The 13,249-nt window shown below is 48.9% G+C and carries 10 protein-coding genes and 1 pseudogene; all 11 read left to right on the top strand.

The window, feature by feature from the left end:
• Positions 1 to 567: 567 nt before the first annotated feature.
• Positions 568 to 735 (top strand): annotated as a pseudogene (locus tag GQR89_RS21690) (LysR family transcriptional regulator); the annotation flags it as partial.
• Positions 736 to 756: 21 nt separating this feature from the next.
• Positions 757 to 1,497, top strand: a complete 741-nt coding sequence (locus GQR89_RS03720) for a LysR substrate-binding domain-containing protein (RefSeq protein ID WP_233269069.1) — start codon at positions 757 to 759, stop codon at positions 1,495 to 1,497.
• 611 nt (positions 1,498 to 2,108) lie between these two features.
• Entirely contained in the window at positions 2,109 to 3,380 is a 1,272-nt protein-coding gene (locus GQR89_RS03725) for a dicarboxylate/amino acid:cation symporter (RefSeq protein ID WP_158768824.1), read from the top strand.
• 306 nt (positions 3,381 to 3,686) lie between these two features.
• A complete protein-coding gene (locus GQR89_RS03730; protein WP_199271411.1) occupies positions 3,687 to 4,664 on the top strand; it encodes a MoxR family ATPase in 978 nt (325 codons plus the stop codon).
• A gap of 11 nt (positions 4,665 to 4,675) precedes the next feature.
• The gene (locus GQR89_RS03735) at positions 4,676 to 5,593 is read left to right on the top strand and encodes a DUF58 domain-containing protein (RefSeq protein ID WP_158768825.1); all 918 of its coding nucleotides are present in this window, start codon (positions 4,676 to 4,678) and stop codon (positions 5,591 to 5,593) included.
• 13 nt (positions 5,594 to 5,606) lie between these two features.
• Positions 5,607 to 6,617: a VWA domain-containing protein gene (locus tag GQR89_RS03740; protein WP_158768826.1), complete on the top strand. Its 1,011-nt coding sequence runs from the start codon at positions 5,607 to 5,609 to the stop codon at positions 6,615 to 6,617.
• 38 nt (positions 6,618 to 6,655) lie between these two features.
• On the top strand, positions 6,656 to 6,781 hold the full coding sequence (locus GQR89_RS21615; RefSeq protein ID WP_255455670.1) for a hypothetical protein: 126 nt from the start codon (positions 6,656 to 6,658) through the stop codon (positions 6,779 to 6,781).
• Positions 6,782 to 6,836: 55 nt separating this feature from the next.
• Complete coding sequence (locus tag GQR89_RS03745; protein WP_158768827.1) at positions 6,837 to 8,522, top strand: VWA domain-containing protein; 1,686 nt, start codon at positions 6,837 to 6,839, stop codon at positions 8,520 to 8,522.
• A 1-nt stretch (position 8,523) separates the two neighbouring features.
• The gene (locus GQR89_RS03750; RefSeq protein WP_158768828.1) at positions 8,524 to 9,864 is read left to right on the top strand and encodes a hypothetical protein; all 1,341 of its coding nucleotides are present in this window, start codon (positions 8,524 to 8,526) and stop codon (positions 9,862 to 9,864) included.
• A 127-nt stretch (positions 9,865 to 9,991) separates the two neighbouring features.
• Positions 9,992 to 11,602 (top strand): M81 family metallopeptidase, encoded by a 1,611-nt coding sequence (locus GQR89_RS03755; RefSeq protein WP_158768829.1) that lies wholly within the window; start codon positions 9,992 to 9,994, stop codon positions 11,600 to 11,602.
• Between the two features lie 125 nt (positions 11,603 to 11,727).
• Positions 11,728 to 12,855: a HupE/UreJ family protein gene (locus GQR89_RS03760; RefSeq protein ID WP_158768830.1), complete on the top strand. Its 1,128-nt coding sequence runs from the start codon at positions 11,728 to 11,730 to the stop codon at positions 12,853 to 12,855.
• Positions 12,856 to 13,249: the final 394 nt, after the last annotated feature.

The raw sequence follows: 13,249 nt of genomic DNA on the forward strand, positions 1-13,249 counted from the left end.
GTCGACAATATTATTACGCGGACATGTGCTCTTGATATATCTGACCCAATGGCCTTAACGAAAGCTAACAGACATGAGTTCCACAAAATTACATTTCCCTACCCAATAGTAGGTTAAATCGCGAATCTTGTAAGCGACCTGAGATAAGGTCTATGGATTGCGTTTTATGACGAAAGGATCATTACTGGTCTTAACATGATCGAAATGTGACCCTACTAATACCCAATGACCTGGTTTCTGCACCATTGGGAAGCATCTCTCGATTAATTGCACAAATAAAACCCAATCACTTTTGATTCTATTGTTGAGCTATTATCTGAACGAAATACCGTTAGCTAAATTGTACAGCTCTATGACTACAGTTCGTTTGTGGGTCAATAATGACGAGCGCTGCGCCGAATTAACACCTTCTTTTAAGTACATATCCCCAACGACCATAAGTGAACGATCACCAATCAATTTGCTTAAATTTTATCCATTGGCGTGAAATCTGCTTATTCAAAGTAATAACTTTTGAAGGAGGAATAGTGAGTTATGCAGATTAGCTTCACAAAACGGATGTGCTCCATGCGACTGCGTTATATCGAGATTTTCCAAGCTATTCTGGAAACAGGTACAGTAACCGACGCAGCAACCTTACTTCATATCTCCCAACCGGGAGCAACTAAACTGTTACAGCAAGCAGAAAGGAGCCTCGGATTTCCTCTGTTTGTGCGTGCCAAAGGACGGTTGCAGCCTACGCACGAGAGCGTACTAATGCGCAAGCAAATGGAGCGGGTATTCGATGAGTTGCGTGATCTACAGCGCCTGGCATCGAATATCGCTCGCGCTGAAAATTATATTTTGAGGGTTGTCAGTACGCCGACGCTGGGCAATTCGGTCGTTCCTAGTTCGATCATTCATGTACGTCGCAAACTGGGCCGGGTCAATATCGAATTATCAACCCAGCACTCTAATGAAATGTTGCGTTCTCTGGTTCTGCGTGAGGCTGATATCGGTATCACTTTACAAGAGACTCTGCATCCAGACCTAGTTTGTGAAGCTGTTTACAGCACTGAGCTTGTGCTTATCGCTGCCGACGGTACTTGGGATAGTGCAGAAATATCGCGGCCATTAAGTCTGAATTCTTTGGGCGGCGTTGCGACTATCGGTATTGCTACCGACGATAATCTGGGGCGTCAGATTGATTCTATCCTCAATCAAATAGAACCGGCCCCTGAAATTTCAACTTGGGTCCAGACGTATTGGATCGCTCGGGAATTAGTAAGTGGTGGGGAGGGCGTAGCTCTTGTGGACGCTTTCACAGCCTTATCTGGCGGGCCCTCTATTCAGGTTCGGCATCTGGCACAAGCTCTCCCTGTCACTTTGTATGCCGTCTACCGTGTTGATGGAGCACAAGATGTAGTTCGCCGGGCCATTCAAGACGCAGTTGAAACTACCGCCGCTAATCTGATTCGTTCATGGCATACGGGGGCTTGTGAGTGTGGCTTAACCTAGAGTTTATGCCTCATTTTTTCACTTGCTATAGCGTTTAATAATAATTTCTTACGAAGACATCGAAGACTAAATTTCTTGCGAATCAATTCCATATTTATAGTAGGGAATTTATCTATTTTAGTGCTTTTGTAATTTAATGCGCCAATATAGAACAAGTCAAATCTGCCTTTTAAGCTTATTGTCGGTAATTTATTGAACTGGATGTTGTGGCTTGATAATTGCATTTTATCTTTGATGTCTCAGAAAGTCAGCCACTTATCCAGCAGAAATTGCTCAATAGCTATTGTTGTGCTGGCTAATTGAATATTAAGAAAGGTTTCATTATCTCCAACGCAGCTTTAAAAAAAGAGATCTAATCGCTGAACACAGGTTTTTTAGGAATTAATCCAAGCCTGGAAAGGGACGGCCCCCCCTTCGGCGTTTACTGCCAATATCGAGTATTTGCGCGAATACTTAGTCCGATTTAGTTGATGACTGGAATTTTATCCAGATCGGTTGGACAGGTGGCGACGTCCGCATTTGCTATCCCGAAATCCATGTTTGCTATGTCCGTTCATGGCTATCTACAGAGCCAATGTACGAAATATTTATCGATGCTATGAGAACCTTTTATGAGTTTAACCAATCGTATTTTGATAGCTATGTTGGTCGGCATTTTGGTCGGAACACTGCTAAATCTGATCCTCGGTAGCACTGGAATTTCCGAAGGCATCCGTAGTTTTTTACACGTTTACATTGTTGACGGTGTGCTCGATGTCATCGGCCGTATGTTTGTGTCATCGCTCAAATTACTGGTGGTGCCTTTGGTGTTGGTATCTCTCATCTGTGGTTCCAGTTCTCTCGGTGACAGCGTTCGAATGGGACCTATTGCCGGTAAGTCGATGGGGTTGTATCTACTGACCACAGCGCTTGCAATTGGGAGTGCACTCCTGGTGGCAGTGCTGGTCGGCCCTGGAGAAAATATCAATGGTGCCAGTGGTACAAATTTCACTACAACGCCAACGCCACCGTTTATGAATATATTGGTGAATATCGTGCCTTCCAATCCGATTGCAGCGATGGCTGAAGGTAACATGCTGCAGATCATTGTCTTTGCACTTTTATTTGGCTACGCCATCTCTCATGCGGGCGAGTCAGGCCAGCGAATCGCAAATTTCTTTCGGGACCTTGAGCAGGTCATTATGCGCTTGGTGATGGTCTTAATGGCGCTGGCGCCCTACGGAATCTTTGCGTTGCTGGCGTCGCTATTTTCCAAGTTAGGCTTTGCCGTGATTCTGGACTTGGCTGCGTATTTTTTTACAGTGCTCGGAGTGCTTATTTTTCATGCGGTAGTCACTTATAGCCTGCTGCTAAAGGTGTTGTCAGGTTTGTCGCCATGGCCATTGTTGAAAAAAATGCGGTCGGCGTGGGCGTTCGCGTTTAGTACGGCATCTTCCGGTGCCACCTTGCCGATTACCCTGGAAACCGCGGAGCATCGACTGGGCGTTCATAAAGAGGTTGCGGGCTTTGTAGTTCCTCTTGGAGCCACCATCAACATGGATGGAACTGCGATTATGCAGGGGGTAGCCACGGTTTTTATTGCACAGGTGTACGGGGTAGACATGACCATGACGGATTACGTCACAGTTATCTTCACCGCAACCCTAGCGTCTATTGGTACCGCCGGTGCTCCAGGAGTTGGCTTGATTATGCTTTCAATGGTGTTGACTCAAGTTGGTTTACCGGTCGAAGGCATTGCCCTCATTATCGGGGTGGATCGTCTACTGGATATGGTGCGTACTTCAGTCAACGTAACGGGTGACGCCATGGTGTCCGTTTTGGTGGGCAAAAGCGAGGGTAAGCTCGATAAGGGCGTCTATCTCGATCCCCATGCAGATATATAGACTACTTGGGAAGATGCATGGCATACATTTGTAGGCAACAAAGGTGCGAGTATAACATCAAAACTCTGAGGCTTTTGGCGCGAGATTATCAATCTATTTTGGTAAATCTTGAAACGACATAACCCTTGGTTATGTCTCGGCAGGATAAATTCATTGGTGGAATCCGGTACGGAAGTCTTACTCTTGGTCTTAAGCAATTATGGATGCGCAGTTCACGGATTGGGCCGATGAAGTGAACGGTTAATGGCGCAGCAATTTCGGGTGGTATTGGGAATGATGATGCAACAAGCTAAACAACTGGGTGCTATGGGTACCGCTGGAACATCCTGGGCACGAATCCTCGATGCCGAAGTGGGTAAAGCGGTATTGGGTCAGAAGCAAATTATTGAACGCTTGCAGATTGCCTTATTAACCGGCGGGCACGTTCTGCTTGAGGGCATGCCGGGTTTGGCCAAGACTACATTGATTAATGCGTTGGCCAAAGCAATGGGTGTAAGCTTCGAACGTATTCAGTTTACGCCGGATTTATTGCCAAGCGATATCGTCGGAACCATGGTGTATTCGACCGGCGACGGTAAATTCACACCTCATTTGGGGCCGATTTTCGCTAACTTGGTATTGGCCGACGAGATTAACCGATCACCAGCGAAGGTTCAGTCAGCGCTGCTAGAAGCGATGCAAGAGCGGCAGGTGACAATTGGTGGAACAACTCATTCTTTGCCAAAACCTTTTCTGGTAATGGCGACACAGAATCCAATGGAGCAGGAGGGAACCTACCCCTTGCCAGAGGCTCAGTTAGATCGTTTCCTGTTTAAATTGTTGCTGGATTATCCCACACAGGAAGAAGAGTTGGAGTTGATGCGACGCTGGGGGCAGATGACATCACAACCAGAAGTGACTGCGGTGGCTGATGGAGAGCAACTCCTTGAGTTGCGTAAGCAGGTTGACCAGATGTATATGTCGGAATCGGTTCAGGCTTATATTGTTGAGCTGGTGAGGGCTACACGAGATTTGGCCAAGCAAACTGACAGCGACGCCGAAGCGACGTTATCGTTTGGTGCATCGCCTCGAGCGTCACTAAACCTCTTTCAAGCCAGTAAAGCACTGGCCTGGATTCGCGGTATAGACTTCGTCAATCCCGCTGCCGTGCAAGCCGTTTTCGTGGATGTTATGCGTCACCGTATTGGCTTGAGCTACGAGGCTGAAGCCATGGGTGTCACCACAGATGCGGTATTGAAGGACTTGCTGGATAAAACAGCGGTTCCCGATATGGCTAATTATTAAGGGCTGCACTGATGCCAGTTTCTTCACAACAGTTTGCTGATAACACCTTACCGTTGGCGCCGCGCACTGTATTGCGACGTCTGGAATGGCAGGTACAACATGCTGTCAGTACCGCGTTGAGTGGTAACTATCGATCAGTATTCCGCGGTAAGGGTATGGAATTCGATCAGGTGGTAAAATACCAATGGGGAGATGACATGCGAGATATCGATTGGAACGTGACCGCGCGTTTGGGGGAACCCTATCGCAAAAAGTTTATTGAAGAACGCGAACTGTCCATTATTTTTGTTTTCGAAGATACCCCGGCGCTGCAATTTGGCTCGGGTACTCGTAGCAAGCGAGACGTATTATTGGAGGTCGCCGGGTTGCTAATGTTACTTGGCGCCACTCATCGTGATCGTATCGGTCTGTTTTATTCCTCTCCCCAACATAACTGGTTTCAGCGTCCTCAATCAGGTCGAAAGAGTGCTCTGCGCACTGCAGCAAGACTACTTGGACAGCCGGCCCCAGCATTAGATCGAGAGCCAGAGTCCGATATGCCTTGGCGAATGATTCGCCGAGCTGCCACTAACGGAAGTGTAATTTTATGGTTTGGGGCTTTCTTGCCTGGGGTAATACCTGTGGGATGGCGGGCGCTACAACAGCGTTGTCAAACCATTGGTGTCCGTGCAGACGATGCTTGGGACAGTGCCCTACCGGAAAATACTCGACTTTCTACGTATGATCCGATTGCTGGGCGTATTGTCAATCTCGACACCACATCCCGAGCAACACGCTCTTCGCATGCACACTGGAAGAAATGGCGTGAGTCTTGGTTCGAAAAGTTATTTCCTCTAGTGGATGCGCGTCTAAAGATCGATAGCGAAGCGGATACCTTGAAGGCCTTGGTACATCACTTTCAACAACACCAGGCTGGCGGAAGATGGTAGAGGTTAAATTACCATGACAGAGTGGGTATTTCACGATCCCTATTGGTTGCTGTTACTGCTGCTATTGCCTTTAGCAATTTTGCTGCGCCGTCGTCGGGGCACAGCAGTTTGGGTTGTTCCCGAAGCGGAACAATGGCGCGGGTCTGCCCGCAGCGACGCACCGTCTTGGATGGTCGCCTTAGTCTATGTCGCGTTATTTCTGTTGATAATTGGTATGGCCAGACCTCAACAGGTGGTTCCACAACTCGATTATCGCAAGAAGGGGTATGATCTAATCATTGCGATTGATCTCTCCACAAGTATGTATGCAGAAGACTTCCAGCAGGGCGGGCAAACCGTCAATCGTCTACAGGCTATCAAACCAATTATCTCGGCGTTTATCAATGAGCGGCCAGAAGACCGCATCGGTATCGTTACTTTTGCCGGTCGTGCCTATACCTTTGCTCCTCTTACTTTTGATCACGCCTGGCTGCGTAAACAGGCCGCACGTTTGAGTATCGGATTGATTGAAGACGGCACCGCTATCGGTGATGCTATTGGCGTGTCTCTTAAGCGTCTGCGGCAAGGGCGTAAAACCGAAGGGGCGGGGGGCATCGTGGTTTTGTTAACCGATGGTGCCAGTAACAAGGGAGCCTTAGATCCGCGCCAGGCAGCCTCCCTAGCGGCTGATGAAAAAGTGGCTGTTTATACCATTGGTGCAGGTGCTGAAGGTGATGTACCCATGCCGATCTATGATTATGCGGGTAATCGCGTCGGAAAGGAAATGCGCTCTTCAGAAATCGACACATTACTCTTAAGGGATATCGCAGAAGGTACCGGCGGTCTGTTTTTCCGTGCCACTGATGAAGGTGCCGTGCAGCAGGCGTTTGAACTAATTAGTCAGGATGCCAAGGTGGAGTTTGATGCACCGCCACCATTAATAAATCACGAGCAATTTCACGTGCCGGTCCTAGCGGGGTTGATGTTATTGGGGGGGGCGATCGTCGGTATACTCCGACGCCAGATAGGCGAGGTGGTATCATGAAGTGCCCGACGGGAGTGACACGATGATTATTACTGTACATGAGCTTTCACGATTTCTCAGGGAAGACTCGTCGTCCAGAGAATTTGGCGAATTCAGAACTGAGCGTCGAACATGAGTTGGGCGGAGCCACTCTATCTGCTTCTCTTGCTACTGCCTATCGCTAGCTTGATCGCAGTATACCGGATGGAGCGAACGTCACGGCAATCTCGCTGGTTGGCCATGCAAAAGGTTGCGGTTTCCGGTGATCGTGTCCGCACAGTGACTACTGCACACATCCGACCCGCCTGCACTATCAGTATATTGGCAATACTGTTCGGGGTATTTGCCTTGGCTCGTCCTTTGTGGGGTGAGCAGAGCGGTAATTTTCACACCAGTGCCGGGGAAGTAATGATTGCCTTTGACCTTTCCCGGAGTATGTTGGCGACTGATGTTGAGCCTACTCGGTTCGAACAGACCACTGCTTTAACCGAGGGGCTGCTTGACGCTCTCGAAGGCGAGCGGGTCGGTCTGATCGTATTTGCAGGCACCGCTTTTGTACAGGTGCCAATGAGTCCTGATTACCAAATTATTCGTGAGTTTTTGCCGGAACTTGGGCCCGACTACATGCCTCAAGGAGGCTCCAATTATACCGCCATGCTCAATGCTGCTCTTGAAGGATTCGGTGAGGGTGGTGATGTCGATCGTTATCTGGTGGTGCTCAGTGATGGTGAAAGTACAACCGAAGGTTGGCAGGACCTCCTTGAAGAATTGTCTGCTCGGCGTATCCATGTCCTCTCGGTTGGAGTGGGCACAGAAACCGGTGGGTTTCTCGACAACGGCTATGGCGGCTATTACAAGGATGCGAAAGGTAATGTCATTCACTCGAAATTACTGCCTGCAACTCTGGAGACGCTCGCTAATCGGACTGAGGGCATTTATCTCAATGTGATCGATGTGGCATCTGCTGTGGATTCTCTGGTGAGCGAAATTCGTACCGGCAAGCAAGGGCGTTTTGAGGGTGAAGGTAGCGCTGGTGTGTTGGAGCGTTTCCAGTGGTTTTTATTACCGGCGGTCTTGATGGCTTTTGTTGGCTTGCTACGGGAATTCCATCCACGACCAGCCCCCCGTGCTATTCGCCGTAATCTCTCAGGGAATAAACTCAGTCCGAGTACTATTGCCGCAGTGAGCCTCTGTATGGTGGCTGGGAGTTTGTTATACGAGAAGCAGGCCTTTGCCCACTTTGATTCGCAGGCGGATTTTGAAGTCCAGGAAGTCTTCGATAGTAACCCTGTCGAACGCTTACGGGCGATCGTGCGTCATCTGGCTGAATTTGATTACGACGCCTATGACCTGCGCTTGATGGTAGAGACCACTATCCAATATGGCCTCGATGAGAAGCGTCTTGCGCTCGAGCCTACAGAGGGAGTTATTCGCGATGCTATTGAGGCGACCCATCAGGGCGAAGCTTTGGATACCAATGCTGCCAACTGGTCTTTCTATCGTGAACGCTTAGTGGTACTTCTTGAAAAACCTGAGGAAGAGGAAGAGCCGAAACAATCTGAACGTCCACCGAATGCCCTGGATGAAGAGGATGCGCCACCGATGGTGGCCGGGCAAAGTACGCAACAAGCGGCAACCGATTCTTTTGGTCAGGGAGCTTCTGCCAAAACTGATGCAGCCCTAGGGGATATGACCGCGCCAGACGATCTCGATATTAAGCGGGAAGCGAAGCCGCCACCGCCGAAAAGTGTCCGAATGGCATCCCTGCGCGCCAGACGTGGAGATCGCACTGGCACTACCGATCCTATACTGTCGTTTTCACGTGAACGCCTTGAGGAAGTCTCGCGTCGGGATTCTCCTGGTCGTCTTCATCAATTGCTCTCCGAGACGTCTGAGCAACAAACACAAGCCCAGGAGGACTGGTAAGATGGGAGGTTTGGTTAATCTGAAATACCTGTCACTAGCGGTATCGCTGACTCTTCCTGTAGTGGTTTATGGGCAGGACTTTGCAACTAATATTCAAGAAAAAGCTACACATATTACTTTGCCTCCCGCGAATCCTATACCGGTCGGACAAATCGGCGATACGGTTTTTAGTATGCCACCACTCTTATGGCTCTTACCGGCATTAATAGTAACGCTGGTGTTTTGGACGGGCTTGGCCTGGCGGCGCGCCTGGATTACCGAACCCATGCGTCGCCGTCGCCAAGGTGTTCGTGTTCTGCAACGCCTGCGCAGCGATCTTAGTTACAATAATACGCCAAGTGTATCGCAACTGAAGATATGTCTCAGAGGTATTGCTGATAGCTGGGGTATAGCTGAGGCAGCACCTGCATCAACACACGTTCGAGCACTGGTATTATCTCTTAACGGCAAAGAGGCTGAAGCTGAGAAGTGGCATTCATTGTGGCTGCTTTCTGAGCGGGGATTGTATTCCGCCAATGGTTGTCCAGCGCAAGCATGGCTGAATAGTTTCGAAGCTTGTGTGGGTAAGTTGCAGCCTCCAATACGGGTACACCCATATCCATCCCTGCGTAAGCACTGGATACCCTCTGTGGCAACCATGGTATTAGTCATGTTTTCCGTGCCAGCACCTGCAGCAGAACAAGAAGAAGCATGGCAGCAGGCTCTGCAGGAAAATAGCCGCGACTGGGCAGCCCACCAAAATCTTGCTCGTTCCATGCTCGATAACAATGTATTGAATCCTGCCATGGCTCATGCGTTATCAGCCTTCCTTTTGCAGTCCAATAGCGATACGCGACAGTTATTAAAGGCCAGTGTGGCGAGTGCCGGTCCCGGTGACCCTACACTACAAAATGTCTTTGTGGACGAGACATTTGCCGGAGTGCCAGCGCACTTTTCGCCTGCGGTGTGGCAACGTTTAGCCGTACTGTTTGCTTTGTTGATAGCGATTGGCTTAGGTGTTGCGGTGGCAGGGCTCTACCGCAAAAATCGGCATTATTGGTTCGCAACCGGGGCTGTTATCGCGGTATGTAGTATTAGTGCTCTGATAATGAGTCAGATAAGTTGGTCCGCTTACGCTGACCTGCGTCATGCTGATGCGGCGATTGTATTACAACCCGTGAATCTCCTTCCAGAGCCTACAGACCTCGTTCCCAGCGAAGAAAGTTCGCCGTTGCAGAGCGGCGCTATAGTTCGTGTTAATCGAGAATTCCTCGGTTGGTTACAGGTGAAAAACGCCGTTGGTAAGCAGGGTTGGGTACGTGCCAGAACGACTATGTCCCTTTACGGGGATACGACTGACTAAACGCTCATAACCTCTGGTTATACATACCTGTCAGCAATTCATTGGTCGCCATAGTAGTGTCTTGTATAAGGTAAAAATTCAAGCGACCAAACGCTGGTCGCCCAACTTTCCGCTAGATGGAGATTTTATGAAAACGATACAACGTTCTTTTCTAGGGCTAATCAGTTCCGCTCTTTTGGCAATGATGCCACTCATGGCAGATGCTCAGTCAGTGTCTAAAGCCGCAAAGGCCACCATAAAGCCGGTGCGGATTGCGGTATTAAAATTTGCACATGAAACTGTGACTTTTCTGCCATACGATACCACCATTGATGACTTCACCTTTGAAGGTTCACCAGCTCGGGGTGAGGCGTTACTAAGCTCTTCGCCTGAAGGCTATATCGGTGGTTTTGTTAAAGTTGCCCGGGAGCATGCGAATGTTGAATTGGTCGGTATCGAGTCACCATTGGGCTCCAAACGAGGGTCGGGATCCGGTTGGATTACCAAAGAAGCTTACGAACACTTTGTCGGCAAGATGATTTCTGAACTGAAAGCCCAGGGGCCCTTCGATGGAGTTTATCTCTCAGTGCATGGTGCTATGGGGGTTCGTGACGTAGCAAAACCCGAAGCAGAGCTTGCCCGCCGCGTTCGCGAAGTGGTGGGCCCCAAAGCGTTTATAGTTGGTACCTTCGACCCTCACGGTAATGAAGACAAAGATTTTCTACGCTATGCAGATCTGGCTTTCTGTATTAAATATTATCCCCATTACGATGGTTACCTGCAGGGCGAGCGAGCCGCGCGTACTTTGATCCGCACTATTCGCGGTGGCTATACACCAACCACGGCTACTCGCAAACCACCGATCATCACGCCTTCAGTATTGCAGTGGACTGGGCAATCCCCTTGGATGGATCTGATACAGCGAGCCCTCGTTTGGGAAGCACGTGAGCCAGATGTCTATGTGAACTTCTACTATGGCTTCGCGTTTATGGATTCTAGTGAAGCTGGTATGACTTTCCAAGTTATTACCAACGGTAATCCTGAATTGGCTAACCACATCGCTGATGATATGGCAGAAACCGCCTGGCGTTTACGGAAAGATCTCTATTACGGCACTAAAGTCCATTCCATGAAGGAAGGTGTTGGACTAGCAAAAGCGGCAATGGAAAAAGGTGAAACGCCAATCGTACTGGCTGATCACAGTGACCGGTCAGGTGCAGCGACCTGGTTGTTGGAGCAAGTCATCGAACAGGGTTTGAGTGATACCTTGATCGCCACCGTTGCAGATGCGGCCCTTATCGATGAGCTGCGTGAAAAAGGCGTCAAAGTTGGTGACAAGTTTGACTATGATGTCGGTGGCAAACTGGATGTATCTGCCGGAGAGCCAGTACATGTAAACGGTACGGTTAAAAATGTCAGTGGCGGAATGACTCGTGGGCGGGCGATGGGATCCCAACTTTGGGTAGGGGTCGAGTTTGGCGATAACAATATGTTGTTGATCAGTCCTTATCTGCATCAAAACACCGAGCCTGAGGCTTTCGCCTCCATCGGCATCAACCCCGAAGATTACAAGGCTATCGCCATTAAATCCAGGGTTCACTTCCGCCGAGGCTATCACGACAATGCCTATGCCCCGACGATTCTGCTGGTGGAACCAGATCAACCTTTCCTTGGCACCATTCGTCTGGAAGGCCTCAATTATCAACACCTGAAACTGGAAGACTTCTATCCATTTGGAAAAGACGTTACCTATCCATAAGTGTTTGAACTCTTACCCCACCGACAGCAGGTAACCTACTGTCGGTCTTTTCTGCAATGAACATAGGAATTTATTATGTCCGAAAGAACGCTCACTAACAGCTTTCGGCTACGGTTATATCACACATGAGTAAGACTTTGATTCGGTCTCTTTTGTGTTTTTTCGTCGCCAGCGTACTGATAATATTAGTTGTATCAAAGGCTGCCGCATCTCAAGCCTATATCGAATTAGACGTCAAGAAATCAGGTCACATCGGTGGCCAGTTGCGTGTCAGTGTGACGGAATTACAGGGTGTTCTAAATTTAGATACTGATAGGAATAACCAAGTCTCCTGGAAAGAATTATACCCCCATCGTGCCGATATCGAAGCCTATCTGATAACGGCTTGTTCATTCTCGGTCAATGATCTTGCGGCCATACCTCGCGTCGGGGAAATAGCTTATGGATTGCAAGGAGATATTCCGCAAGTTGCTGCGGCAGTCACGTTGAACGGCCAGCCACCCATCCTCGATATTACGATTGATTGCAGCCTTAGCGATTTTAACCTCGCTAAAAACCCGCGCAGGGTTAACATTCATTGGCCCAGTGGAGGTTCCCATCAGGCGCTCCTAAACGCCCCTTTACCCAGAGAAAATTTTGAAGAGTCTAGTGCACATCAAGATAATTTTTTCGATTTTATTATCTCCGGAGTTTGGCACATCTGGATAGGCTACGATCATATTTTATTTCTGATCGCCTTATTGATTCCTGTGGTTCTACAGCGCAGTGCGTCTGGTCGTGAACCGGTGAAAGGGTTTGGTAAAACCCTTCTCCGAGTCGCGGTCATTGTTTCTGCGTTTACAATCGCCCATTCGATCACCTTAAGTCTCGCAGTAGTCGGTATTGTGCAATTGCCACCGAAACTGGTGGAGTCTGTAATTGCCGCGTCCGTCGCTTTGGCGGCGCTTAACAATTTGCGACCATCTGTTGCTGGTGCCCAAGGTGTTTGGATAGCCTTGCTGTTCGGTCTGTTGCACGGTTTTGGTTTTGCCAACGTCTTCCACGACGTCGATGCCGGGGACAACTTCTTGTCTGCGCTTGTCGGTTTCAATATAGGTGTAGAACTTGGTCAATTTGCAATTGTGGCGATATTTGTCCCGTTGGCTTATCTTCTACGGCGTACTCGCTTCTATCGCTTGGGCGTGGTTTACGGCGGTTCTTCGTTAGTAGCGTTGTGTGCCTGCGTATGGTTGGTGCAGCGGGTTAACTCCTGACAAAAATAAAGTTATTTATCGAATAGTTGCTCTGTCGAGTTTACGCTATATTGTCATTCGAGCATGCTACCGGTAATCGGTGGCATTTTTTTTATTTCTGCCTACAGAAGGGCCCCCGGGGCCGGTAACCACTTTCCCTGGCTCAACTGAATTCTGTTTCAACCAGGTCTGTGTTCAAACATTCACGCGTTGAAGAGCCCCTCCTAAAAGCTCACTGGATATTAGGATTACTATACTTATTGGTTGGAAAATGCCAGATTAGTCTGATTTGGTGTGATCTCGACGAGGCTAAGTATTATCTAAATCATCGACTGATGTTCGTTAATATTTCTTGCCACGCCCCCCCCCCCCGCGAAAAATAACTGATTTGTAACGTGTTCTGACCCCTTTGCAC

Origin of the sequence: Paraglaciecola sp. L1A13, from assembly GCF_009796745.1 — a bacterium.
In the GTDB taxonomy this organism is placed as follows: Bacteria; Pseudomonadota; Gammaproteobacteria; order Enterobacterales; family Alteromonadaceae; genus Paraglaciecola.